The organism is Streptomyces sp. TRM68416, from assembly GCF_014596915.1.
GTDB lineage: Bacteria > Actinomycetota > Actinomycetes > Streptomycetales > Streptomycetaceae > Streptomyces.
In genome coordinates, this window is the sequence record NZ_JACVWU010000028.1 from 88,163 (window position 1) to 111,499 (window position 23,337).

A 23,337-nucleotide genomic window follows, 5' to 3' on the forward strand; every position below is an offset into this window, starting at 1 on the left:
TAGGAGCCCGTTCCGACGAGCGGCGCGGTGCAGGCGGCGGCGACCGGGATGAGGCCGGAGAACAGCGTGGCGCGCTCCGCGCCGATCCGCTGCATGCCCATGTACCAGCACACGAAGCCGATCACGGTGACGATCACGGCCTGCCACAGCAGGGCGACCGTCTCCGTGGTGTCCGGACTCCGCAGCCACCCGCCGCCGTCCGCGAGCAGTCCGGCCGCCGCGGACTCCACGGCGGCGATGCCGCACACCGTGGCGGACAGCAGACGCGGTCCCAGGGACCGCAGCACGGGTACGGCGAGGACGGCGAACCCGACCTCGCCCGCCAGCGCGCACACCGAGAACGCGATGCCCGCCGCGTCCGTACGGCCCCACCCCTGGACCGTGAGGGCGCCGACGGCGACCAGCAACGCCCCGTACAGGACGATCCGTTGGGGCCGACGGCCCTCCAGGAGCGGCACGACGACGGCCACGACCACGGGCGCGCAGCCCACCAGGACGCCGGGCACGGCCGGTTCCGCGGTGCGTTCCGCGGCGAGGACGGCCAGGTTGAAGCCGACCATGCCGACGGCGGCGAGCAGGGCGAGGCGGAGCCACTGGCGGGCCGTGAGCGCCTTCAGCCGGGCCGCCGCGCCCCGCCCGGCCAGCGGCACGAGCAGCAGACAGGCCAGTCCGTAGCGCAGGAACTGGCCCCCCGCGTACGGATATTCGCCGAGGACGCTGTTGGCGGTGAAGGATCCTCCGACGAGTACACAGGCGAGCGCGGCGAGCAGGGCTCCGCGCGTGGTGGTGGCGTTCATGGGAGCGACGCTAGGAAGCGCGGCGGTCCGGTTTAAGGTCCATTTCCATGACGGCATCGGAGACCAATCGGGACGCGGACTCACGGCCGGGCAGGGGTTCACCCGCGTGGGAGGTGCTGTTGCCGGCCGCCTCGGCACCGGCACGCACGCGTGGCCGCTCGTTGCAGACGGCGCTGCGCGAGGCGGTGCGCGCGGGGCGGCTCGCCCCCGGCACCCGGCTGCCGTCCAGCCGGGACCTCGCCGCCGACCTGGGCGTGTCGCGCGGGCTGATCACCGAGGCGTACGAGCAGCTCACCGCGGAGGGCTATCTGCGCAGCGGGCGGGGCGCGGGCACCTGGGTGAGCGGTGCCGTGCGGGCGTCCGGCACGCGCGCGCGTGACCTGGCCCCTCGCTCCCCGGGGACGCGCGCCGACTTCGTGCCCGGCACCCCCGACCTCTCGCTGTTCCCACGCGCCGCCTGGGCCGCCGCGCAGCGCGGGGTCCTGGCGGAACTGCCGCACCAGGACCTCGGGTATCCCGATCCGCGCGGGCTGCCCCGCCTGCGCACGGCCCTGGCCGAACTCCTGGCCCGCCGCCGGGGTGTGGTCGCCGACCCCGAGCGCCTCGTGATCGTCTCCGGGGTGGCCCAGGCGACGACACTGCTCGGTTTCGTCCTGCACGCGCGCGGGATCGGCGCCGTCGGCGTCGAGGACCCGGGGAGCCCGCAGCACGACGCCCTGTACGCCGCCGCCGGCGTCGCCACCGTGCCCGTGCCCCTCGACGACGAGGGTCTCGCCGTAGGCCCGCTGCGGGACTCGGGCGTACGGGCGGTCGTGGCCACGCCCACGCACCAGTACCCGAGCGGCATCGCCTACTCCGCACCCCGCCGCGCCGAACTGCTGGACTGGGCCCGGTCGGTGGACGGCTTCGTCCTGGAGGACGACTACGACGGCGACTTCCGCTACGACCGCGCTCCCGTGGGTGCCCTCCAGGGCCTCGACCCGGAACGGGTCGCCTACACCGGATCGGTCAGCAAGTCGCTCGCCCCCGGTCTGCGGCTGGGCTGGCTGCTCGTCCCGCGGTCGCTGGCCGAGGACGTCGTCGAGCGCAAGCGGACGATGGATCTCGGCCACCCCACACTCGACCAGGCCCTGTTCGCCCGATTCGTCGAACGCGGCGACTACGACCGTCAGCTGCGCCGCTGCCAACGCGCCTACCGGGAGCGCCGGGACACCCTGGTCGCCGCCCTGGAGGAGCACTTCCCGGGCTCCCGGGTCTCGGGCATCGCCGCCGGACTCCATGTCATCGCCGTCCTGCCCGAACCCTTCGGCCCCGAGGAGCGCTTCCTCGCGCGCGTGGCCGCGGCCGGGGTGGCGGTACGCCCACTCGCCGACTGCACGCACGCGCGTACCGCCCACGACGACGTACGGCTGGTGCTGGGCTACGCGCACCTGTCCCCGGCCCGCATCCGGGACGGCGTACGGCTCATGGCGGAGGCAGCTGCGGTCTGACGGGGCAAGGCGGGGCACGGCGGGGGTGCGGCGGGAGACAGCGGCGTCGCAGCGGGGAGACGACGGCGTCGCGGCGGGGAGGCAGCGGCGTCGCGGGGGGATACGACGGGGCCGAGGCGGGGAGACGGCGGGGTGGCCACGGGCGCCTGACGGGCTACGGCGGCTGTGGCCCGACCGGCTACGGCGGACATGGCGGCGGCAGCCGCGGCCCGGACCCGCCACGGCGACACGCCGCAGGGGCAACCGCGACCACAACCAGCCACGGCGACACACGCCGGAAGCAACCACGGCCAGAACCCGCCACCGCGACACACACCCAGAGCAACCACGACCAGAACCCGCCACCGCGACACCAGGGAAGCGACCGCAACCCCACCCGCCTCCCGCGACACGCCACGGAAGCAACCGGGCCCCCTCGGTCCGGCGGTCAGTTGTTCACTTGTGGTTTGCGTGTGCGCTGCGGCGCACCAGTAGTTGTGGCACTGCACTGGCCGGATCCCGTCCTGGAGGCGCATCCATGTCACACCGTCCGTTGCCCGGACGCCGCAGCGTTCTGCGCGGCTCGCTCGCCGCGTCGGCGGCCCTGACCCTGCCCCCCGCGCTCGGCGCGGCCCCCGCGTTCGCCCGGTCGGGACGGCCCAGGGCGGAGTGGGGCGTGCAGACGGGAGACGTGACGACCGACTCCGGTCTGGTGTGGGTGCGCTCCGACCGCCCGGCCCGGATGATCGTCGAGACGTCCGCCACCGAGTCGTTCCGCAACCCGCGCAGATGGCACGGGCCGCTCCTCGGCTCCGGCACCGACTTCACCGGCACCACCCGGCTGCGCGGTCTGCCACCGGGCCGGCAGATCCACTACCGCGTCCTGCTCGCCGACCCCGACGACCCGCGCCGTACGGGCGAGCCGGTCACCGGCGCCTTCCGCACGGCGTCGGTGAAGCGGCGCGACGGCGTCCGCTTCGTCTGGTCCGGCGACCTCGCCGGCCAGGGCTGGGGCATCAACCCCGACCTCGGCGGCTACCGGATCTACGACACCATGGCCGGTCTCGACCCGGACTTCTTCCTCTGCAGCGGCGACAACGTCTACGCCGACGGTCCGATCTCCTCGACCGTCCCCCTGCCCGACGGCCGGACCTGGCGGAACGTCACCACCGAGGAGAAGGCCAAGGTCGCCGAGACGCTGGCGGAGTTCCGCGGCAACTTCCGCTACAACCTGCTGGACGAGAACCTGCGCGCCTTCAACGCCCGGGTGCCCTCGATCATCCAGTGGGACGACCACGAGGTCACCAACAACTGGTACCCGGGCGAGATCCTCGACGACGCCCGGTACACCGAGAAGCGCGTCGACGTGCTCGCCGCCCGGGCCCGCCGGGCGTTCTCGGAGTACTTCCCGATCTCGACGCTGCGCCGCCCCGGCGGCCGGGTGCACCGCGTCCAGCACTACGGCCCGCTGCTGGACGTCTTCGTACTGGACATGCGCACCTACCGCAACGCCAACTCGCCGGGCAACCAGACCGTCGACGAGCAGGGCATCCTCGGCCGCGAGCAGTTGGAGTGGCTCAAGCGTGAGCTGTCCCGCTCCCGTGCCGTGTGGAAGGTGATCGCCTCCGACATGCCGATCGGCCTCGTCGTGCCGGACACCGGGGACGGCAAGCCGCACATCGAGGCGGTGGCGCAGGGCGACCCGGGCGCCCCGCTCGGCCGTGAGCTCCAGATCGCCGAACTGCTGCGGTACATCAAGCACCGGCGGATCACCGGCACGGTGTGGCTGACCGCCGACGTGCACTACACCTCGGCCCAGCACTACCAGCCCTCGCGGGCGGCGTTCACCGACTTCGAGCCGTTCTGGGAGTTCGTCTCGGGTCCGCTGAACGCCGGTGCCTTCCCGGCCAACACGCTGGACGACACCTTCGGTCCGGAACGGGTGTTCCTCAAGGCGCCGACCCGCGCCAACGTCTCTCCCGCCGAGGGCTACCAGTTCTTCGGCGAGGTGGACATCGACGGCGGCAGCGGTGAGCTGACGGTACGGCTGCGGGAGCAGGACGGCACCGTGCTGTTCACGCAGGTGCTGCAGCCGGGCCTGGTCGGCCAGTAGGTCACGTAGCCTTGTGGCGTGTCGCGCACCGGCGTCATCCCCCGGCGCGCGGCACGCTCAACTCGCCCTGGCACGGCCCGGTTTCACCGGTCGGCGCGATTCCGGCGAAAGGGCCGTAAAAGCACGCAGAAGCGTTCTTTACCGCCCGGTCACAAAGCGTTCGTGATCACGCAACACCGTTCCTTCACAGTGGTTGCATGAGTCGAGACATGTCTGATGTGACGCGCGCCAAGCACGGCCGTCCCGTTCACCACTGGCGGCGGGACGTCGTCCAGCTCGCGGCGCTCCTCACCGCGGTCGCGGTGGCGGACGCCGTGGCCGACCTGATCGGGCACGGACCCGACGGACCGGCGCTGCTGCTGGTGTCGGCGGTCGTCCTCGTCGCCACCGCGGCGTTCCACACATGGTGGGCACGCCGCCACGGTCACGCACCGCCGACGGACGATACCGGTGCCCGGTCGCCCGCGGCGGGGCGGCAGGCCGGGCCGTCGGGACACCCTGAGCCGCAGCCTGCTGAAACCGACGCCGAAGCCGGAATCCCGGAGAGCGCGCTGTGGCGGATGCGGACGACCGTGAAGGACGAACCGGGTTCGCTGGCCGCGCTGTGCACGGCGCTGGCGGACCGGCGGGTGGACATCCTGAGTCTGCAGACGCACCCGTTGGCCGAGGGCACGGTGGACGAGTTCCTGCTGCGCGCTCCGGGCGACCTCGCGGCGGCCGAGATCACCCGGGCCGTCCGCGCGGCCGGCGGCACCGGTACGTGGATCGAGCGCGCCGACGCCCACGATCTGGTGGACGCGCCGACCCGGGTGCTCGGCCTCGCCACCCGTACCGCGCTGGACGCGGCCGAACTGCCGCTGGCGCTGCGCCAGTTGCTGGGCCGGTGCACGATCCGGCAGCTCCCCGCGGCGCCCGTCGGCGGTGGCCGGGGGCCGGACGCGGTGCCGGTGGAGGGGGTGCTGGAGGACACCGTGCTGCGGTTGCGGGCGCCGGAAGGCGGAGTGATCACCGTGGAGCGGCCGTATCTTCCGTTCACGCCGACCGAGTTCGCCCGGGCGCGGGCCCTGGTGGAGCTCGACGCGCGGCTCGGCCCGCGCGTGCCGCACGGCCACGACGTGCTCACGCTGCCGGAGGGCAGCGACATCACCGTGCGCCGCGCCGACACCGGAGATGTCGAGGCCGCGAAGGCCATGCACGAGCGGTGCTCCGCGCGGACGCTGGGCATGCGGTACCACGGGCCGGTGGGTGACGCGGACCGCTACCTGACCCACCTGCTCAGCCCGCGGTACGGCCGCACCCTCGCCGTGCAGACGGCGTCGGGGCGCATCGTCGGCCTCGGCCACCTGCTGTGGGACGGCGACGAGACGGAGGTCGCGCTGCTCGTCGAGGACGCGTGGCAGCGACGCGGCATCGGCGCGGAGCTGCTGGGACGGCTGGTGTCCATGGCCGCCGAGGCCGGCTGCGAGAGCGTGTACGCCGTGACGCAGGCGTCCAACACCGGGATGGTCGCCGCGATGCGGGGCCTGGGGCTCCCCCTCGACTATCAGATCGAGGAGGGAACCCTCGTCATCACCGCGCGGCTCGCTGAGCCGGTCGAGCAGGAGGACGCGGTGGTCGTACGCCGGGCGGCCGAGGCGCAGTAGAGGCTAGGGGCGGCCGGCCGCTGCGGATGCCATGCGGCCGGCCGCTCCCGTGCCCGAGGGGCCGCCCAGCGCGTGGTCCAGATCCGCCCACAGGTCCTCCACGTCCTCCAGCCCCACCGACATCCGCAGCAGCCGGTCGCTCACCCCGGCCCCCTTGCGGTCCTCCGCGTCCACGATGCGGTGGCTGATGGAGGCCGGGTGCTGGATGAGGGTGTCGACGCTGCCGAGGCTGACCGCCGGGGTGACCAGTCGGACGGCGGCGATCACCTCGTGCGGGTCGCCGTGGACCTCGAAGGCGATCATGGCGCCGCCGATGCGCGGGTAGTGGACGCGGGCCACGCGCGGGTCGGCGGCGAGGCGGCGGGCGAGTTCGGCGGCGTTCGCGGAGGCGGCGCGGACCCGGACCGGCAGCGTGGACAGTCCGCGCAGCAGCAGGTATCCGGCCAGCGGGTGCAGGACGCCGCCGGTGGCGAAGCGGATCTGGCGCAGCTGTCCGGCCAGCTCCTCGTCGCAGGCCACCACGCCCGCCATCACGTCGCCGTGACCGCCGAGGTACTTGGTGGCGCTGTGCAGCACCAGCCGCGCGCCCTGTTCCGCCGGGCGCTGGAGGACGGGGGTGGCGAAGGTGTTGTCCGCGAGCAGCGGCACGGAGCCGCAGGCGTGGGCGATCGCCCGCAGGTCGACCTCGGCGAGGGTGGGGTTGGCGGGCGACTCGACCATCACGAGCCCGGTGTCGGCGCGCAGCGCGTCGGCGATGCCGGCCGGGTCGGTCCAGGTCACCTCCGAGCCGAGCAGACCGGCGGTCAGGAGATGGTCGCTGCACCCGTACAGGGGGCGGACGGCGACGACGTGGCGCAGGCCCGCCGAGGCCCGGGCCAGCAGGACGGCGCTGAGCGCGGCCATGCCGCTGGCGAACGCCACCGCGGACTCGGTGCCCTCCAGCCTGGCGAGGGCGGTCTCGAAGCGGGCGACGGTCGGGTTGCCCAGGCGCCCGTAGACGGGCGGCCCGTCCGGCTCGGCCCCGGTCGTGGCGAACGCGTCGATACGGGCGGCCTCGCCGCGGCTGTCGTAGGAGGGGTAGGTCGTGGACAGGTCGATCGGCGGGGCGTGCAGTCCCTGACCGGCGAGGTCGTCGCGGCCGGCGTGCACGGCCTCGGTGGCCAGAGCTCTCAATCGCGCAGGGGTCTCCATGGACGGAAGAGTGAACGCCGACCGGGTCACAGGAAGGGGACACCGTGCTACGTTCGGCCAGTGGCCGAATCTGTCGTACTGGATCCGGTGGATCTTCATCTGTTGCGGCTGCTGCAGAACGACGCCCGGACGACGTACCGGGATCTGGCGGCGCAGGTGGGGGTGGCACCGTCGACCTGTCTGGACCGGGTGACCCGGTTGCGGCGGGCCGGGGTGATTCTCGGCCATCAGCTGCGGCTGGACCCGGCGAAGCTCGGGCGTGGGCTTGAGGCGCTGCTGTCCGTGCAGGTCAGGCCGCATCGGCGGGAGCTGGTGGGGCCGTTCGTGGAGCGGATCCGGGCGCTGCCGGAGTCGCGGACCGTCTTCCATCTCACCGGCCCGGACGACTATCTGGTGCATGTCGCGGTCGCGGACATGGCCGATCTCCAGCGGCTGGTGCTGGACGAGTTCACCGCGCACCGGGAAGTGGCGCGCGTCGAGACGCGGCTGATCTTCCAGCAGTGGGACTGCGGACCGCTGCTGCCTCGTACGCCCTCGGCTCAATCCGGGTGACGCCGCGGCCCCGTCGTACCAGGATGGTCCGCATGTCGCAGACCAACAGCCCGCTGCCCCGTCAGGTCGCCGACGCCTATGTCGACGACCTCATCGCCCTCGACCCGATCATCGGCACGTATCTCGGCGTGAAGGAGAGTTCGAGCAAGCTGCCCGACACCTCGCCCGCGGGCCAGGAGGCGCTCGCGGAACTGGCCCGGACGACGCTGGCACGGCTCGACGAGGCCGAGCGCCGGCCGGGTGCGGACAGTGACATCGAGCGCCGGTGCGCGCGGCTGCTGCGCGAGCGGCTCACCGCCGAACTCGCCGTGCACGAGGCCGACGAGGCCCTGCGCTCGGTCGGCAACCTGCACACCGTCCCCCACCAGGTGCGTGAGGTCTTCACCATCACCCCGGCCGACACCGAGGAGGACTGGGCGGCGATCGCCGAGCGGCTGCGCGCGGTGCCGGCCGCGCTCGGCGGCTACCGCGAGTGCCTCACGCTCGGCCTGGAGCGCAAGCTGTACGCGGGCCCGCGCCCGACGGCGACCTTCCTGGAGCAGCTCACCGAGTGGGCCGACACCGGCGAGGGCCGGGGCTGGTTCGAGGACTTCGCGGCCGGTGGGCCCGAGACGCTGCGCACGGAACTGGACAAGGCCGCCCGCGAGGCGACCGCGGCCGTGGTCGAGCTGCGGGACTGGATGCGCGAGGTGTACGCGCCCGCCGTCGAGGACGCCCCGAACACGGTCGGCCGGGAGCGCTACGCCCGCTGGTCGCGCTACTTCAACGGTACGGACCTGGATCTGGACGAGGCCTACGCGTACGGCTGGTCCGAGTACCACCGCCTGCTCGGCGAGATGAAGCAGGAGGCGGAGAAGATCCTGCCCGGCGCCGAGACGCCGTGGGTGGCGCTCAAGCACCTCGACGAGCACGGCCGGCACATCGAGGGCGTCGACGAGGTCCGCGAGTGGCTGCAGGGCGTGATGGACCGGGCGATCGAGGCGCTCGACGGCACGCACTTCGAACTCGCCCAGCGGGTAAGGAAGGTGGAGTCGTGCATCGCCCCGCCGGGCGGCGCCGCGGCCCCGTACTACACGGCCCCGACCGAGGACTTCTCCCGCCCCGGCCGTACCTGGCTGCCCACGATGGGGCTGACCCGCTTCCCGGTCTACGACCTGGTCTCCACCTGGTACCACGAGGGCGTGCCGGGCCATCACCTCCAGCTCGCGCAGTGGGCGCACGTGGCGGAGAACCTCTCCCGCTACCAGGCCACCGTCGGTCACGTCAGCGCCAACTGCGAGGGCTGGGCGCTGTACGCGGAGCGGCTGATGGACGAACTCGGCTTTCTCACCGACGCGGAGGAGCGGCTCGGCTACCTCGACGCGCAGATGATGCGGGCCGCCCGGGTCATCGTCGACATCGGCATGCACCTGGAGCTGGAGATCCCGGCGGACTCGCCGTTCCACCCGGGCGAGCGCTGGACGCCTGAGCTGGCCGAGGAGTTCTTCGGCGCGCACAGCAGCCGTCCGGCGGACTTCGTGGAGAGCGAGCTGACCCGCTATCTGACGATTCCGGGCCAGGCGATCGGCTACAAGCTCGGCGAACGTGCCTGGCTGCTGGGCCGGGAGAAGGCCCGCGAGCGGCACGGCGACGCCTTCGACCTCAAGGCCTGGCACATGGCCGCCCTCTCCCAGGGCTCGCTGGGCCTGGACGACCTGGTGGACGAACTCTCCGCCCTGTGATCAACGCCGGAAGCCGCCCTCGGAGTTGATGACCTCCCCGGTGATCCAGCCCGCCTCGTCCGTCGCCAGCCAGGCGACGAGGCGGGCCGGGTCGTCGGGCATGCCCCACCGGCCGGCGGGGAACATCGAGGCCACGGCGTCGTAGGCCTCGCCGGTCAGGTAATCGGTGTCCACAGGACCGGGGTTGACGGTGTTCACGGTGATCGCCCGCTCGGCGAGCGCCGCCGCAAGGGAGCGGGTGATCGAGGCGAGGGCGCCCTTCTGGAGGGCGTAGGCGATCTCCCCGGGCATGCCGCCCGCGATGTCCTGGCCGGACGTCATCATGACGACGCGTCCGCCCCGGGGCCGGTGCGGCAGCCTCGCGAAGGCCTGGACCAGCAGCAGCACCGAGCGGGTGTCGACCGCCCAGTGCGCGTCGAGCATCGCGGCGTCGATCTCGTCGAGGGTGCCGTCGGAGCCGCTGAGGGCGTGGTTGGCGATCAGGATGTCGAGCCGTCCGCCGAGTGCCTCCGCGGCCCCGGCGATCAGCTCGGCGGGCGCCACCGGGTCGGAGAGGTCGCCGGGTCCGGCGACGACTCGGGCATCGGGGTCGGCGAGGGCCTCGCGTACGGAGGCGACGACGTCCTCGGGCCGGTCCGCGCCCCAGGGCATGGCGGCGTCGTGGGGTACGTGGTGGTGCAGGTAGACGCTCGCCCCGTAGGCGGCGAGCCGCCGGGCGACCGCGTGCCCGATGCCGCCGCGTCTGCTGGCGCCGGTGACGAGGGCGGTACGGCCGCGCAGGGGCAGGGGGTCGCGGCGCAGCTCTTCGGGGGTGGGGTGCGGGAGTCGGGGCATAGTGGTCATTTTCGGCGGGGTGCGCGTGGGGCGCACGCGAATATCGACGCCGTATCAGGGGGCCGGTCAGCGCCCTGTCACGAGGCCAGTCGCCGGAGTTGGACCAGTCCCAGCCAGGTCTCCGGCTCGGGCCGGGCCTGGGCCGCGCGTACCGCGTAGCGGCCCGGTTCCAGGGGCACCCGCTGATGGTCGGTGCGTTCCGACGCGGGGCCCGGCCAGGCGGAGTCGAAGAGCAGGACGGGGCCGCGTACGTTCCAGTGGACCTCGTCCTCCCAGTCCGCCGCGGCGAGCGCCGCCGGAACGCTCGCCAGCAGCGCGTCCTCGGAGTCGGCGGCACACCAGCGCACGAAGGTGCCGTGCTCGGGCAGATAGGCGGTGGAGGCGGGTTCGTCGCCGAGGACCAGGGCGGTGGCGTCCCCGACGGGGAGCAGGCCCACGGATGCGTCGACCTCGCAGGCCCGGTCGTAGTCGGAGACGGTCTCGTCGCCGTCGGCGCCCGCCCAGAACGGCAACACCGCCTCCGGCACCGCTATGAGAGGCCCGCCGCCCGACTCCACCCACCGCACTGCCGCGCCCGTGAATCGCACCATGGCGCAGAACCTACACGCACCGGCGGCAGACAAATTCGCTGTACCGGGCACCTTCCCGTGCGCCACCCTCGGCTCTCATGACCAACCGGACCCTCTTCCTCTCCCCGCGCGTCACGGCGACCGGCCACGCCCTGGCGGACACGGCGCGGCGACGCAGCCTGCACGTCGAGACACTGCGCGACTGGCGCGTGCCCGACTCCCGGCGCGGCCGCGCCGGCGCCTCGCTGTACGCGGGGCCGCTGTTCGCGGACGCCGTCGCCGGGGAGCTGGGCCTCGGGCTGCTGGAGGCGCCCCAGGACTGGCTGGCCCGGCTGCCGCGTGAACTCACCGGCAGGGAGGTGGAGTTCACCACGCTGGCCGCGGCCCGGCAACTGCGGCGTCCGGCGTTCGTGAAACCGCCGAACGACAAGAGCTTCCCGGCCCGCGTGTATCCGGACGGCAGCCGGCTGCCCGGTCCGGACGCAGTGGACGACGACACGGCCGTCCTGGTGAGCGACATCGTGGCGTTCGCCGCGGAGTTCCGGCTGTTCCTCCTCGACGGCGAGGTCCGCACCGGCAGCCGGTACGCCACGGGCGGCGACCTCGACGTGGCCCCGCTGGAGCAGGACCCGCGCCGCGCCGAGGTGCTGGACTTCGCTGCCCGGCTGGCCGGCACGGGTCTGCCGAGCGCGGTCGTGGTGGACGTCGGCCTGCTCGCCGGGGCCGACTCGGGCTGGGCGGTCATCGAGGCCAACGCGGCCTGGGGAAGCGGGCATTACGCCTGCGACCCGGACGCGGCGCTCGACGTGGTCCTCCGCGCGGCGCGTCCCGCGGCCGAGTTCACCGCCGCGGAGCGCGGGTTCCTGCGCCCGGTGCCGACGGTGGTGCGCGCCCCATAGGCTCAGCAGCCGCAGTCCTCCGCGTCCACCGGCGCCGTCAGGGGGTCCGCCGCGCGCCGCGCGGGCCCCTCCCAGGTCTCGAACTCGAAGCCCTCGCGCGCCCAGTACTCGAAGCCGCCGAGCATCTCCTTGACCTGGTAGCCCAGTTCGGCGAGGGCGAGGGCCGCGCGGGTGGCGCCGTTGCAGCCGGGGCCCCAGCAGTACGTCACCACGGGCACGGACTTGTCGAGGAGCCGCTCGGCCTGCTCGGGGATGAGCGCGGTGGGCAGGTGGACGGCGCCGGGGATGCGGCCCTGGTCCCAGGACGCGGTGGAGCGGGAGTCGACGACCACGAACCCGGGGTCGCCGTCGGCGGCGAGCGCGGTGGCGACGTCGGACACGTCGGCGTGGAAGGCGAGGCTCGCGCGGAAGTAGGCGGCGGCCGCGGCGGGGTCCGCCGGGGCCACGCGCAGGACGGGGTTGACGGTGGTGGCTGTGCTGCTCATGGTCCGGCCTCTCTGTGGTGGCTCCTTCTGGCCAGAATCTACGGTGCGAAGATCATCCCCATGAAGGGGCAATCCCCGGCCCTGCTCTTGATCGGCCGGGGATTTCCCTGCTATCTCTCCTCCATGACCACGTTTTCCCCGGACGCCACCGACTGGCGCATTCTTGAGGTCCTCCAGCGGGAGGGCCGGGCCAGTTTCGCCGACCTGGCACGTGCCGTCTCCATGTCCCCGAGCGCGGTCACCGAGCGGGTGCGGCGGCTGGAGGAGGCGGGCGTCATCCAGGGGTACGCCGCCGTGGTGGACCCGGAGCGGCTGGGGCTGCCGATCCTGGCGTTCGTGCGGCTGCGCTATCCGAACGGCAACTACAAGCCGTTCCACGACCTGGTCGCCGTGACGCCGGAGATCCTGGAGGCGCACCACGTCACGGGCGACGACTGCTTCGTCATCAAGGTCGCCGCGCGCTCGATGCGGCATCTGGAGGAGGTGTCCGGCAAGATCGGCTCCCTCGGCGCGGTCACCACCAGCGTCGTCTACTCCTCGCCGCTGCCCCGGCGCCCCCTCGGTCAGTGACCCCGCTGTCGCAGCGTCGACCCCGATCTCCCCTTCACGACCTCCAGTTGGGCGTGGATCCGCCGCCGTAGATCCGCGACGTGGCTGACGATGCCGACGCTGCGGTCGCGTTCGCGCAGGGAGTCGAGCACGTCGAGGACCTCGTCGAGGGTCTGGTCGTCGAGGCTGCCGAAGCCCTCGTCGATGAAGAGCGTGTCGAGCCGGACCCCGCCCGCCTCGTCCGTGACGACGTCGGCGAGGCCGAGGGCCAGGGCCAGGGAGGCGAAGAAGGTCTCGCCGCCCGAGAGCGTGGCGGTGTCGCGCTCGCGTCCGGTCCAGGCGTCGACGACGTGCAGCCCGAGGCCGCTGCGCCCGCGTCCGGAACGGTCGTCGGAGTGGACGAGCGTGTAACGGCCGGAGGACATGCGCTGCAGCCGTACGGTCGCGGCGGCGGCGACCTGTTCCAGGCGGGCGGCGAGGACGTAGGCCTCCAGGCGCATCTTGCGTTCGTTGTCAGCCGAGGTGCCCGCGGCGAGGGCGGCGATGCGGGCCACGCGGTCGTACTCGGCGCGCAGCGGGGCCAGCCGGGTCAGGCCCGCGGCCGAGCGGGCGGAGAGCCGGTCGAGTTCGGCGCAGCGGCGGGCGGCGGCGTCGCGCGCGGAGGCCGCCTCGCGCAGTCGGCGCCCGGCGGCCGCGGCAGCCTCCTCCGCGGCGGCCGGGTCGGCGTCCGGCCGCCGGGCGGCGGCCGCGGTGTCGGCCTCGGCGAGGACCGCGCGTACGGCGGCCTCCTCGGACTGCCAGGCGTCCAGGCGCCGTTGGAGATCGCGGTGGGCCGCGTCGTCGAGCAGGGCGGCGGCCGCGGCCTGCGGGGTGTCGAAGCCCGCGCGGAACGCGGCGTCGGCGAGCCGTGCGTCGGCGTCCTTGAGCCGCTCGGCGCTGTCCTCGGCCGCGCGGGCGGCGTCGGCCGCGTCGGTGAGGAGGGCGACCTGCCGCTCCAACTGGGCGGCGCGTGCGGCCACGCTGTCCAGCGTGCCGCGGGCCTGCGTCAACTCCTCTTCCAGGGCGGCTCGTTCACGGTCCAGCCGGTCGCGGTGGCCGACGCGGGCCGCGGCTCTGATCTCCGCCTGCTGCCGCGCGGCAACGCGCCGTTCGTGCTCCTGCTCGGCGCGGCGCAGCTCCTCGTGCGCGGAATGCAGTGCGGAGGCGTCCCGGCGGGCCTCGGCGTAGAGCCGCTCCAACTCCTCGACGGCCTCGGCCAGTTGCCCGGTCGGGGAGTCGCCCGCCTCGGCGGTGGCGGCGGCCAGCGCCTCGCGGGCGACGCCGAGCCGCCGTTCCTGGTCGGCCTGGCGTGCTTCGGCCTCCTGGTAGGCGGCGAGGGCCTGTTCCTCGGCCTCGCGGTCGACGTGTCCGGCGTCCTTGCGGGCGGGCGCGGGATGCTCGGTGGCGCCGCAGACGGCACAGGGTTCGCCGTCGGCCAGCTGTGCGGCGAGTTCGGCGGCGATGCCGTTCAGTCGCTGCTCCTTCACCTCCAGCCAGTGCGCCTTCGCCGTCAGCGTCTCCTCCTGCGCGCGGCGGGCCCGCTCGGCGGCGCCGTCCGTGTCACCGGCGAGCCGGTCGCGCGTCCGGGCCGCCGCCAGCCGCTGCCGCGCGGGCTCCCGCTGTACGGCGAGCTGCTCGGCGCGGGTCGCGGCCTCCTGGGCGGAGTCGATCCGGTCCTGCAGGCCGGCGCGGGTGGCCTCCCATCCGGCGAGCCAGGCCTCCGCCTCCGCCAGGACGTCCTCGTCGGCGCGCTCCTGACGGTCCAGGTCGGCACGCTCCTGGACGAGTTCGGTCAGCCGCTGCTCGGCACGCCGGGCCGACTCCAGGCCGCCCAGCTCCTCGGCGGCCCGGCGTGCGGCGGCGGCGAGCCCGGCCGCACCGGCGTCGGCGAAGGCGTCCGGCAGCAGGGCACGCGCGCGTGCCTGCGCGGCGGCCGCCCTCCGGTGCTCGGCGTCGGCCGCCTCCCGCAGTTCCAGGGCGGGCGCCACCGCCTCCGCCTTGCGGGCCCGCTCCATGCGCGCCTGCGCCTCGCGGTGGCCGTCGGCCCGCTCCTGGAGCAGCCGCGCCCGCTCCCGCGCCTCGGCGAACCTGCGCTGCAGCCGGGCGGTCTCGCGTACGTCGGCCAGCGCGCGGTCGGCGGCGGCCTGCGCGGACTCGGCCGCGGCGAGCCGGCAGCCGGCGACGTCGAGTTGTTCGCGGGCGGTGCTGCGGGCGACGGCGGCGGCGGTCAGGACGGCCTCGGCGAGCCCCGGTTCGCCCGGGGTCAGCTCGGGCAGCTCCATGGCGTCGCCCGCCGCCTGCTGCATGCGGTGGGCGTCGGCCAGCAGCGCGGCATCGCCCTCACGGACCTGTGCCTCGGCGGCGCGCCGGCGTTCGGCCAGGCGCTTCTCCACCTCGGCGAAGCGGTGGGTGTCGAAGAGGCGGCCGAGCAGCCGGCCCCGGGCCTCGGCGTCGGCGCGCAGGAAGCGCGCGAAGTCGCCCTGGGGCAGCAGCACGACCTGGCAGAACTGCTCGCGGCTCATGCCGAGCAGCTGGGTGATCTCCTCGCCGATCTCCTGGTGCGACCGGCTCAGGTCCTTCCAGACGCCGGTGACCGCGTCGTGCTCGCGCAGCCAGCTCTGGGCCTTGTCCACCGTGGTGCCCGAGCCGCGCTTCTTGGGGCGCTCCCAGGGCGGCTGCCGGGTGATCTCCAACCGGCGCCCCGCGACGGTCAGTTCGAGCGTGACGGACGTGCGCGTCGTCGCCGCCGCGTGGTCGCTGCGCAGGGACAGCCCCTGGCCGCTCTGCCGGGCGCCGGGCACCGAGCCGTACAGCGCGTAGCAGACGGCGTCCAGCACGGAGGTCTTTCCGGCGCCGGTGGGACCATGCAGCAGGAAGAGCCCGGCCGCCGAGAGGTCGTCGAAGTCGACACTCTGGGAGCCCCCGAAGGGGCCGAAGGCCGTGATGTCCAGGCGGTGCAGTCTCACGGGGCGACCTCCGGTACGAGGGCACCGGGAGCGGCGCCGCCGGGACGACGGGGCTCCGTCGGACGGCCGCTTCGGCTCGGCCCCGCCAGAAAGCCATTGCCGCCCGGCCCCGCCAGACGACCGTTGCGGCCCGGCCCCGCCGGAAAGCCATTGCGGCCCGCCTCCGCCGGACAGCCGCTTCGGCCCAGCCCCGTCGGAGCACCGCAGCGGGGCGGCTTCACCGGGCCACTTCCTTCACGGCAGCGTCCGCGCGGACCGCGTCGAAGGCGTCGCGCAGTACGCCCTGCTCGTCCTCGTCCGGTCCCGCGCCGCGCACATGGGCGACGAAGTCCTCGGCGATCTGCTGGTCGCTACGCCCCGCCAGCCGCCTGGCGTACGACACGTCCGGGTCGTCCGGGGCCCGCTCGGGGTCGAAGGCCAGGCTCAGGGTGTGCGGGAAGCGCTCGGTGAGCCGGGCCATCGGGTCGGCCGGGCGGACCGGGTCGGTCAGGGTCGCCTCGACCCAGGCGTCCTCGTGCCGGGCGAGCCCGGGATCGGCGAGCAGCTCCTCCAGGGGGCCCCGGATCCGCGCGAGCGCGCGCGGGACGGGGCAGTCGATCCGCTCCGCGGTGACGGCACCGGCGGCGTCCAGGTCGACCAGCCACATGCTCTTGCGGTGGTCGGCCTCGGAGAAGGAGTACGCGAGCGGCGACCCGGAGTAGCGCACGCGCTCGGTGATGGTCTGGCAGCCGTGCAGATGCCCGAGGGCCGCGTAGTCGACGCCGTCGAAGACCCCGGCGGGCACGGCGGCCACCCCGCCGACGGTGATGTCCCGCTCGCTGTCGCTGGCCTCGCCGCCGGTGACGAAGGCGTGCGCCAGGACGACGGAACGCGTGCCACGCGCGCGTGCGGCCAAGTCGGCGCGGACACGGTCCATGGCGGCGGCGAGCACGCTCTCGTGCCCCGCCTTCTCCACCCCGAACTCGTCCTTCACCAGGGCGGGTTCGAGATACGGCAGCCCGTAGAAGACCACGTCGCCGTGGTCGTCCCGCAGCACCACCGGCGTGCCGCAGCCCGACGGCTCGGTCCGCAGATGGATGCCCGCGCGGTCGATGAGCCCGGCACCGACGCCGAGGCGGCGGGCGGAGTCGTGGTTCCCGGAGATCATCACCGTGGGCACGCCCAGGTCGGCGAGCCGGTGCAGGGCGTCGTCGAACAGCTCGACCGCGGCGAGCGGCGGCACCGCCCGGTCGTACACGTCCCCCGACACGACCACCGCGTCCACCTCGCGCTCACGCACGGTCGTGACGAGGTGGCCGATGAACTCGGCCTGGGCCCCGAGCATGTTCACGCGATGGAACGCCCGGCCCAGATGCCAGTCGGAAGTGTGCAGCAGCCTCATGATCCCCGAAGACTAACGGCCGGGTCTGACATCACGGGCGGTTACTCCCGTATCGGCCGTCATGGCCGCACCGGAGACCGTCCGTTATGTGCGCTATAGGCGCTTCACCCGACTCGTCATGCGTCGCCGTACGCCTCTCCGCCCAGTTCGAACCCGGCCGCCCCGGCGGTCGCGTCGGCGAGCCAGGCGCGGAAGGCGTCCACGTCGGCGTCGGGCAGGCCGATCTCGATGGTGACGGACTCGGCGTAGGTCACGTTCCGTACCTCGCGTCCGGTGGCGCGCAGGTCGTTCTGGACCTTGCCGGCCCGCTGGTGGTCGACGGTGACCGTGGCGAGCCGGAAGCGGCGCCGGGTGATCGTGCCGAGGGTGTCCAGGGCCTCGCCGACCGCGCCGCCGTAGGCCCTGATGAGGCCGCCCGCGCCGAGCTTGACGCCGCCGTAGTAGCGGGTGACGACGGCGACGACGTAGCGCATCTCGCGGCGCAGCAGCATCTGGAGCATGGGGACGCCGGCCGTGCCGCCCGGTTCGCCGTCGTCGCTCGCCTTCTGGATCGCGGCGTCGGCGCCGACGACGTAGGCGTAGCAGTTGTGCGTGGCGTCGGCGTGCTCCTTGCGGATGCCCGCGATGAAGTCCTGGGCCTCCTGTTCGGTGGCCGCCGGGGCGAGGGCGCACAGGAAGCGCGAGCGGTTGACCTCGGTCTCGTGCACACCCGCGTGGGCCACTGTGCGGTACTCGTCCTGCATCGGGCCAGCCTATGCGCTCCGCCGGTCGGGCCACGCCGGGCCGTCTCTTTGCTGCGGCGCCGTCGTGGCTGGTCGTTCCCCCATCGCGGCGGAGCCGCATATCGACACAGCCGCGCGCCCCGGCTGGGGCGCTGCCCTAACGCTTCCTGCCCCGGGGCACGGTGAACGACGTCAGCAAGGCGGCGCCGGGGGCCAGGGTGTTCCAGGTGGGGCCGCGCCAGGCCAGTACGGCGACGGCCGAGGTGGGGAACTTCACGCGCAGGCGGTCCAGGGTGTCCTCCATGCCGTCCCCGGCCAGCTCCACCACCAGCTCCTCCAGACCGGGGTTGTGGCCGATCAGCAGCAGGGTCTCGACCTGCGCCGCGGTCTCGTGCACGACGGCCAGCAGCTCGGGGACGTCGGCCCCGTACAGCCGCGGCTCGAAGCGGACCGGCGGCGGGGTGCCCCATTCGGCGGAGGCCAGTTCCCAGGTCTGGCGGGCCCGCACCGCGGTGGAGCACAGGGCGAGGCCGGGGAGCAGGTCCGCCTCGGCCAGCGCGCGGCCCGCGGCCGGTGCGTCCCGGCGGCCGCGCGGGGCGAGCGGGCGCCGGTGGTCGGCGACCCCCTCGGGCCAGGCCGACTTCGCGTGCCGCAGCACGACAAGCCGGCGCAACGGTCCCGTTCCCGCGCGCGCGATCACGCCGGGGATCCCAGGTCGCGGGCGAGGTCCAGGCCGAGCAGCCGGTCGGCGTAGGCGAACGTCTCGAAACGGGCGCCGTCGGGAAAGTCCGGTTCGCTCTCCACCCAGGCCAGCACCCGCAGCACCCCGGGCACGTCCAGGTCGTCCTCCCAGGCGGTACGCAGTTGTGCGCGCACCTCGTCGGAGACCGGCCGCGAGGGCCGGTGCGCCCATCCCGCGATCGCCCGCCGCCAGCGTACGAGGGTGTCGTGGGCCTCGTTCAGGGCGGCCGGGTCGAGCCGGACCGGCACGCCCCTGCGCCGGGCGAGCAGGGCCAGGCGCAGGGCGGCGGGGTCGACGCCCTGCGTGGGATCGGGTGCCTCGGCGTGGACGGGCGCGACGGCGACGCGGACGCCCTCGGGTCCGGCACCGCCCTCCGGCACCACGTGGATGACCTGTTTCTCGCCCAGGCCGGTGCCGACGTCCGCGGCGTCCTCGAAGGGCCGTACGCCCAGGGCGGCGGCCCCGGCCCGCAGTTCGGCCCGCTGCCGTTCGCCGCGCAGGACCGCCCAGACGGGAGTGCCGCCCAGCTCCAGGGCGCGCACGAGGAGATCGGCGACCAGCAGCACCCGCAGGGCGCCGGTGTCGAAGCCGGGCGCATGGGCCTCGACGCGGGTCAGACCGCGCCGGGCAGGGGCGGCGTCGACAGGCTCGCCCGTTCGGGCGTCGATGATGCGCAGCACGGCCCGAGCGTAGGCGGGCGCGCGCTCCGGCGCAGGCATCCGGCACGGTTTGCGGACGCCGTGGCGGAATTCCACCGCGCGCGGACGTCGCGCGGCTGATTCCGTAAAGAGCCGTAAAGAGGGCCGACCGGAGCTGTGCCCGCACCCGCCCCGCGCGCGGTGCACGGATTCGGCGTGGGCGGAGCGGCAGCCCCGGAACGCCGGGGCGCGTGTGCGGCGTGGGCGGAGCGGCAGCCCGGGAGCGTCGAGGCGGACGGTCTGACGTACTACGTGGGCGGAGCGGCAGCCCCAGAACGCTGAAGCAGACAGTCCGGCGTGCGTGGGCCGGACGGCAGCCCCGGAACGCCGAGGCGGACGGGCGTGCGTGCGGCGTGCGCGTCGCGTCCGGGCGTCCGCGACCCCCTGCCGTGCGGATGCCGCGCAGACTGCGCCCCAGGCCAGGGGCGCTTTCAGGCCAGCGTCCCCAGGAACCGGACGTGCGGCCGGTCGCCGTCGTCGTCGTGGGTGATGGTGGCCCGGACTCCGTACACGTCGGCGACGAGGCGCTCGGTCAGTACGTCGGCGGGGGTGCCGGACGCCACGACCCGGCCGGTGTGGAGCACCACGACGCGGTCGCAGTACATGGCGGCGAGGTTGAGGTCGTGCAGGGCGACGACGGTGGTGACGGGGAGGTCGGCGACCAGCGCGAGCAGGTCGAGCTGGTGGTGGATGTCGAGGTGGTTGGTGGGCTCGTCGAGGAGGAGTTCGCGCGGCTCCTGGGCGAGTGCGCGGGCGATCTGCACGCGCTGGCGCTCGCCGCCGGACAGGGTGTGCCAGGGCTGCTCGGCGCGGTCGGTGAGGCCGGTGCGTTCCAGGGCGGCGCGCACGGCCCGTTCGTCGTGCGCGGAGGCGGGCGTCCAGGCGCGGCGGTGCGGCACGCGCCCCAGCCGTACGACGTCCAGGACGGTCAACTCCACCAGGGTGTCGGCCTGTTGCTCGACCACGGCGAGGCGGCGGGCGATCTCGCGGCGGGGCCGACCGGAGAGGGGGTCGCCGTCGAGCGTGACGACTCCGGCGGTCGGCGCGAGCAGTCCGGCGAGCAGTCGCAGCAGCGTGGACTTGCCGGAGCCGTTGGGTCCCAGGAGGCCCACGGTGGAACCGGGTTCGGGGGCGAGGGTGACACCGTCCAGGATCAGCCGGCCGTCGGCCCGGCGGGCCACCTTCTCTGCGCGCAGGGTCATCGCACCCTCCTGGTCCGGTACAGCACGGCCACGAAGGCCGGCACGCCGATCAGTGAGGTCGCCACGCCCACCGGCACCTCCTGGGGGTCGAGGACGGTACGGGCCAGCGTGTCGACCCACACCAGGAACACCGCTCCGGCCAGCGCGGTGACCGGCAGCAGCCGGGCGTGACCCGGTCCGGTCAGGGCGCGGGCGGCGTGCGGCAGGACCAGGCCGACGAAGCCGATGGCCCCGGCCGAGCTCACCAGCGCGGCCGTGAGCAGGGCCGTGACGCACAGCAGCACCAGCCGGGTACGGGCGACGGACACCCCGAGGGAGGCCGCCGCGTCCTCCCCGAAGGCGAAGGCGTCCAGGACACGGGCGTAGGACAGGCACACCGCAAGCGACACGACCAGCACCGACAGGCACATCCACACGTCGGTCCAGCCGACGCCGCCGAGCGAGCCGAGGAGCCAGAAGAGCACGCCGCGGGTGGTCTCGGCGTCGGCCGCGGTCATCACCACGAAGGAGGTGAGGGCGGAGAAGAGCTGCATGGCGGCGACGCCCGCGAGGACGACCCGGTCGGTGCTGCCGCCGAGGGTGTGGCTGAGGTACAGCACCAGCGCGAACGACACCAGCGCGCCTACGAAGGCCCCCGCGGACACGGACACCACGCCGCCGCCGACGCCCAGGACGACCACCGCCACGGCTCCGGTCGACGCGCCCGAGGACACGCCGAGGACGAAGGGGTCGGCGAGCGGGTTGCGCAGCAGCGACTGCATCACCGCGCCGCACACGGCGAGTCCGGCCCCGCACACGGCCGCGAGCAGCGTGCGCGGCAGCCGCAGCTGCCACACGATGCCGTCCCGGATCGGCGTCAACTCCGAGGTGCCGAGGCCCAGATGGGAGGCGACGACGGACCACACGTCGGTGACCCGGATGTCGGCCGGGCCGATGGTGATGGCCACGGCGAGCGAGCAGCACAGCAGGACGGTGCCCGCCGTGCCCAGGAGGAGCCCGCGGAGGGTCACTTGGTGCGCCTGGACTCGCGCAGCGCCGCCGCGACCTTCTCCACGCCCTCGACGGTGCGGATGGTCGGGTTCATGGCCTGCCCGCTGAGCAGGACGTACCGCTTGTGGCGGACGGCGGTCATGTTCTTCGTGACCGGGTTCGACTCCAGGAACTCGATCTTCTTCGCCGCCGATTCGGCGGACTGCGCCCTGCGGGTCAGGTCGCCGATGACGAGGACGGCGGGGTCGCGGTCGGCGACGGTCTCCCAGTTGATCTGCGGCCACTCCTCGTCCGTGTCGTCGAAGACGTTCTTCGCGCCCAGGGCGTTGGTGATGATGCCGGGTGCGCCGCAACAGCCGGCCATGTAGGGCGACTTGGAGTCGGAGAACCAGTACAGGAGGGTCGTGCCCGAGGCGTCGAGGTCGGCCGTCGCCCGCTCCATCCGCCGCTTCAGGCTCGCGACGAGCTTCTCGCCCCGCTCCTCGACGCCGAAGATCTCGGCGAGGTCCCGGACTTCGCCGTAGATGTCGTCGATGGTCAGCGGGGTGGTCCGCACGCCGTCGCCGTCCCCGGAGTTGTCCTTCCCGGCGCAGTCAGAGGGAGAGACGTAGGTCGGCACGCCCAGCTTCTCGAACTGCTCGCGGGTGGCGACGCCGCCCCGCCCCAGGGTGGAGACGAAGGAGGCGGCGACGAAGTCGGGTTCGGCCTCCAGGACCCGCTCGTAGGAGGGGTTGTTCTCGGCGATCCGCTCCACCTTCGCGTTCGCCTTCTCCAGCCCCTTCATCACGGGGTCGGTCCAGGTGGCGGTCCCGGCCATGCGGTCGGCGAGGCCGAGGGAGAGCATGATCTCGGTGGTGCCCTGGTTGAGGGAGACGGCGCGCCGCGGCGGCTCCGGTACGCGGACGGTGTGCCCGCAGTTCTCGAGCGTGACGGCCGACTTGGCGTCCGTGGCGTCGTTTCCGTCGGAGCAGCCGGTCAGGAGCAGGGTACCGGCCGCGAGCAGGGCGGCGGGGCGGGTGAGACGTGCGAAAGGCACGGAAGCGGTCCTCAGTCGTCGAGGGCTCGAACGCGGAGCCCGGTCGTACGGTGCTCCCCCGCCGCAGGTCTGCCGCGGGGGCCGCCAGCAGGTCTTCGGACTCGGGGTCGTCCGGGTCGGAGCGCCTTCCCGGACGACGTGTGCCGTCCAGTGGCCGAGGCCCCGCCCGTCACCCTCACCGCTGCGCGTCAGCTCCGGATTCGCACCGGATTCCCTGACCCACGTACATGGGTTCGACTGGCTTCGGCAAGCTATCACGCGGCTGTGGGGAATCACCGCGCGCCGTCGGCCGTTGTGCCGACGACAGCCCAGTCATGAGGTCGAGGAGGCCCCCGGTGTACGGTGACGACGCGACGGTTCGCAAGATCCTCACGGAACTCGGTGACACCTGGGCCGTGGTGGGCCTGTCGACGAACCGGCGGCGTGCCGCGTACGGCGTGGCCGAGGTGCTCCAGCGGTACGGCAAGCGCGTGGTGCCGGTCCACCCCAAGGCGGAGACGGTGCACGGCGAGCAGGGCTACGCCAGTCTCGCGGACATCCCCTTCGACGTGGACGTCGTCGACGTCTTCGTCAACAGCGAGCTGGCCGGGCCGGTCGCCGACGAGGCGGTCGCCAAGGGCGCGAGCGCCGTGTGGTTCCAGCTCGGCGTCATCGACGAGGCCGCCTACGACCGCACCCGCGCCGCGGGCCTCGACATGGTCATGGACCGCTGCCCGGCCATCGACATACCGCGGCTGGG

Annotated in this window: 20 protein-coding genes, 1 pseudogene and 1 riboswitch; of the genes and pseudogenes, 8 read left to right on the forward strand and 13 right to left on the reverse strand. The window is 74.0% G+C overall.

Annotation, left to right across the window (positions count from 1 at the left end; all coding sequences use genetic code 11):
- Window positions 1-8: 8 nt before the first annotated feature.
- Window positions 9-854, reverse strand: a pseudogene (locus ICC28_RS33955) (DMT family transporter); the annotation flags it as partial.
- Between ICC28_RS33955 and ICC28_RS33960 the strand changes: the two are divergent.
- The 3 genes from ICC28_RS33960 to ICC28_RS33970 all read left to right on the forward strand — a co-directional run bounded on the left by ICC28_RS33960 (window position 845) and on the right by ICC28_RS33970 (window position 6,022).
- A complete protein-coding gene (locus ICC28_RS33960; RefSeq protein ID WP_188292649.1) occupies window positions 845-2,287 on the forward strand; it encodes a PLP-dependent aminotransferase family protein in 1,443 nt (480 codons plus the stop codon). The pseudogene ICC28_RS33955 and the gene ICC28_RS33960 overlap by 10 nt on opposite strands.
- Window positions 2,288-2,804: 517 nt before the next feature.
- Window positions 2,805-4,379 (forward strand): alkaline phosphatase D family protein, encoded by a 1,575-nt coding sequence (locus ICC28_RS33965; RefSeq protein WP_188292650.1) that lies wholly within the window; start codon window positions 2,805-2,807, stop codon window positions 4,377-4,379.
- Window positions 4,380-4,588: 209 nt separating this feature from the next.
- Entirely contained in the window at window positions 4,589-6,022 is a 1,434-nt protein-coding gene (locus tag ICC28_RS33970) for a GNAT family N-acetyltransferase (protein WP_188292651.1), read from the forward strand.
- Window positions 6,023-6,025: 3 nt separating this feature from the next.
- On the opposite strand, the gene ICC28_RS33975 is transcribed toward ICC28_RS33970, so the two are convergent.
- The gene (locus ICC28_RS33975; RefSeq protein ID WP_188292652.1) at window positions 6,026-7,213 is read right to left on the reverse strand and encodes a trans-sulfuration enzyme family protein; all 1,188 of its coding nucleotides are present in this window, start codon (window positions 7,211-7,213) and stop codon (window positions 6,026-6,028) included.
- A 60-nt stretch (window positions 7,214-7,273) separates the two neighbouring features.
- On the opposite strand from ICC28_RS33975, the gene ICC28_RS33980 reads away from it, so the two are divergent.
- Together ICC28_RS33980 and ICC28_RS33985 are read left to right on the forward strand one after the other, a co-directional pair.
- Complete coding sequence (locus tag ICC28_RS33980; protein ID WP_188292653.1) at window positions 7,274-7,765, forward strand: Lrp/AsnC family transcriptional regulator; 492 nt, start codon at window positions 7,274-7,276, stop codon at window positions 7,763-7,765.
- A gap of 32 nt (window positions 7,766-7,797) precedes the next feature.
- Entirely contained in the window at window positions 7,798-9,486 is a 1,689-nt protein-coding gene (locus tag ICC28_RS33985) for a DUF885 domain-containing protein (protein ID WP_188292654.1), read from the forward strand.
- On the opposite strand, the gene ICC28_RS33990 is transcribed toward ICC28_RS33985, so the two are convergent.
- Both ICC28_RS33990 and ICC28_RS33995 read right to left on the reverse strand, forming a co-directional pair.
- Complete coding sequence (locus tag ICC28_RS33990) at window positions 9,487-10,320, reverse strand: SDR family oxidoreductase (protein ID WP_188292655.1); 834 nt, start codon at window positions 10,318-10,320, stop codon at window positions 9,487-9,489. It abuts the gene before it with no gap.
- Window positions 10,321-10,397: 77 nt separating this feature from the next.
- Window positions 10,398-10,910 (reverse strand): immunity 21 family protein, encoded by a 513-nt coding sequence (locus ICC28_RS33995; protein ID WP_188292656.1) that lies wholly within the window; start codon window positions 10,908-10,910, stop codon window positions 10,398-10,400.
- A gap of 77 nt (window positions 10,911-10,987) precedes the next feature.
- Between ICC28_RS33995 and ICC28_RS34000 the strand changes: the two genes are divergently transcribed.
- Entirely contained in the window at window positions 10,988-11,788 is an 801-nt protein-coding gene (locus tag ICC28_RS34000; RefSeq protein ID WP_188292657.1) for an ATP-grasp domain-containing protein, read from the forward strand.
- 2 nt (window positions 11,789-11,790) lie between these two features.
- Here the strand turns inward: ICC28_RS34000 and ICC28_RS34005 are convergent, their stop codons facing one another.
- Window positions 11,791-12,273, reverse strand: a complete 483-nt coding sequence (locus ICC28_RS34005; protein ID WP_188292658.1) for a rhodanese-like domain-containing protein — start codon at window positions 12,271-12,273, stop codon at window positions 11,791-11,793.
- Between the two features lie 123 nt (window positions 12,274-12,396).
- On the opposite strand from ICC28_RS34005, the gene ICC28_RS34010 reads away from it, so the two are divergent.
- Entirely contained in the window at window positions 12,397-12,843 is a 447-nt protein-coding gene (locus tag ICC28_RS34010) for an Lrp/AsnC family transcriptional regulator (protein WP_188292659.1), read from the forward strand.
- Here ICC28_RS34010 and ICC28_RS34015 read toward each other — a convergent pair.
- The 8 genes from ICC28_RS34015 to ICC28_RS34050 all read right to left on the reverse strand — a co-directional run bounded on the left by ICC28_RS34015 (window position 12,837) and on the right by ICC28_RS34050 (window position 22,598).
- The gene (locus ICC28_RS34015; protein ID WP_188292660.1) at window positions 12,837-15,827 is read right to left on the reverse strand and encodes an AAA family ATPase; all 2,991 of its coding nucleotides are present in this window, start codon (window positions 15,825-15,827) and stop codon (window positions 12,837-12,839) included. The two genes, ICC28_RS34010 and ICC28_RS34015, sit on opposite strands and share 7 nt — an antisense overlap.
- A gap of 217 nt (window positions 15,828-16,044) precedes the next feature.
- Window positions 16,045-17,208 (reverse strand): exonuclease SbcCD subunit D, encoded by a 1,164-nt coding sequence (locus ICC28_RS34020; RefSeq protein WP_188292661.1) that lies wholly within the window; start codon window positions 17,206-17,208, stop codon window positions 16,045-16,047.
- 116 nt (window positions 17,209-17,324) lie between these two features.
- On the reverse strand, window positions 17,325-17,951 hold the full coding sequence (locus tag ICC28_RS34025; RefSeq protein ID WP_188292662.1) for a YigZ family protein: 627 nt from the start codon (window positions 17,949-17,951) through the stop codon (window positions 17,325-17,327).
- 136 nt (window positions 17,952-18,087) lie between these two features.
- On the reverse strand, window positions 18,088-18,630 hold the full coding sequence (locus tag ICC28_RS34030; RefSeq protein WP_188292663.1) for a SixA phosphatase family protein: 543 nt from the start codon (window positions 18,628-18,630) through the stop codon (window positions 18,088-18,090).
- Window positions 18,627-19,391 carry a hypothetical protein gene (locus tag ICC28_RS34035; protein WP_188292664.1) on the reverse strand — a complete coding sequence of 255 codons (765 nt, stop codon included), beginning with the start codon at window positions 19,389-19,391 and terminating at the stop codon, window positions 18,627-18,629. The genes ICC28_RS34030 and ICC28_RS34035 overlap by 4 nt, the downstream gene beginning before the upstream one ends.
- A 410-nt stretch (window positions 19,392-19,801) precedes the next feature.
- Complete coding sequence (locus ICC28_RS34040; RefSeq protein WP_188292665.1) at window positions 19,802-20,572, reverse strand: ABC transporter ATP-binding protein; 771 nt, start codon at window positions 20,570-20,572, stop codon at window positions 19,802-19,804.
- A complete protein-coding gene (locus tag ICC28_RS34045; protein ID WP_188292666.1) occupies window positions 20,569-21,582 on the reverse strand; it encodes a FecCD family ABC transporter permease in 1,014 nt (337 codons plus the stop codon). Before ICC28_RS34045 ends, ICC28_RS34040 begins: the two co-directional genes overlap by 4 nt.
- Window positions 21,579-22,598 carry an ABC transporter substrate-binding protein gene (locus ICC28_RS34050; RefSeq protein ID WP_188292667.1) on the reverse strand — a complete coding sequence of 340 codons (1,020 nt, stop codon included), beginning with the start codon at window positions 22,596-22,598 and terminating at the stop codon, window positions 21,579-21,581. Before ICC28_RS34050 ends, ICC28_RS34045 begins: the two co-directional genes overlap by 4 nt.
- Window positions 22,599-22,666: 68 nt before the next feature.
- Window positions 22,667-22,855, reverse strand: a riboswitch (cobalamin riboswitch).
- Window positions 22,856-22,933: 78 nt separating this feature from the next.
- Here ICC28_RS34050 and ICC28_RS34055 point away from each other — a divergent pair.
- Window positions 22,934-23,337 (forward strand): CoA-binding protein (locus ICC28_RS34055; protein WP_188292668.1); only part of this gene is annotated, 404 nt, incomplete at its 3' end.

What these genes read in the sequence shown, in the direction of transcription:
- ICC28_RS33995 (WP_188292656.1), bottom strand. Translation starts at nt 10,910, where the DNA reads ATGGTGCGATTCACGGGCGCGGCAGTGCGGTGGGTGGAGTCGGGCGGC.
- ICC28_RS34005 (WP_188292658.1), bottom strand. Translation starts at nt 12,273, where the DNA reads ATGAGCAGCACAGCCACCACCGTCAACCCCGTCCTGCGCGTGGCCCCG.
- ICC28_RS33990 (WP_188292655.1), bottom strand. Translation starts at nt 10,320, where the DNA reads ATGCCCCGACTCCCGCACCCCACCCCCGAAGAGCTGCGCCGCGACCCC.
- ICC28_RS33975 (WP_188292652.1), bottom strand. Translation starts at nt 7,213, where the DNA reads ATGGAGACCCCTGCGCGATTGAGAGCTCTGGCCACCGAGGCCGTGCAC.
- ICC28_RS34020 (WP_188292661.1), bottom strand. Translation starts at nt 17,208, where the DNA reads ATGAGGCTGCTGCACACTTCCGACTGGCATCTGGGCCGGGCGTTCCAT.
- ICC28_RS34040 (WP_188292665.1), bottom strand. Translation starts at nt 20,572, where the DNA reads ATGACCCTGCGCGCAGAGAAGGTGGCCCGCCGGGCCGACGGCCGGCTG.
- ICC28_RS33960 (WP_188292649.1), top strand. Translation starts at nt 845, where the DNA reads ATGACGGCATCGGAGACCAATCGGGACGCGGACTCACGGCCGGGCAGG.
- ICC28_RS33970 (WP_188292651.1), top strand. Translation starts at nt 4,589, where the DNA reads ATGTCTGATGTGACGCGCGCCAAGCACGGCCGTCCCGTTCACCACTGG.
- ICC28_RS34035 (WP_188292664.1), bottom strand. Translation starts at nt 19,391, where the DNA reads ATGCCTGCGCCGGAGCGCGCGCCCGCCTACGCTCGGGCCGTGCTGCGC.
- ICC28_RS34010 (WP_188292659.1), top strand. Translation starts at nt 12,397, where the DNA reads ATGACCACGTTTTCCCCGGACGCCACCGACTGGCGCATTCTTGAGGTC.
- ICC28_RS33985 (WP_188292654.1), top strand. Translation starts at nt 7,798, where the DNA reads ATGTCGCAGACCAACAGCCCGCTGCCCCGTCAGGTCGCCGACGCCTAT.
- ICC28_RS34000 (WP_188292657.1), top strand. Translation starts at nt 10,988, where the DNA reads ATGACCAACCGGACCCTCTTCCTCTCCCCGCGCGTCACGGCGACCGGC.
- ICC28_RS33965 (WP_188292650.1), top strand. Translation starts at nt 2,805, where the DNA reads ATGTCACACCGTCCGTTGCCCGGACGCCGCAGCGTTCTGCGCGGCTCG.
- ICC28_RS34025 (WP_188292662.1), bottom strand. Translation starts at nt 17,951, where the DNA reads ATGCAGGACGAGTACCGCACAGTGGCCCACGCGGGTGTGCACGAGACC.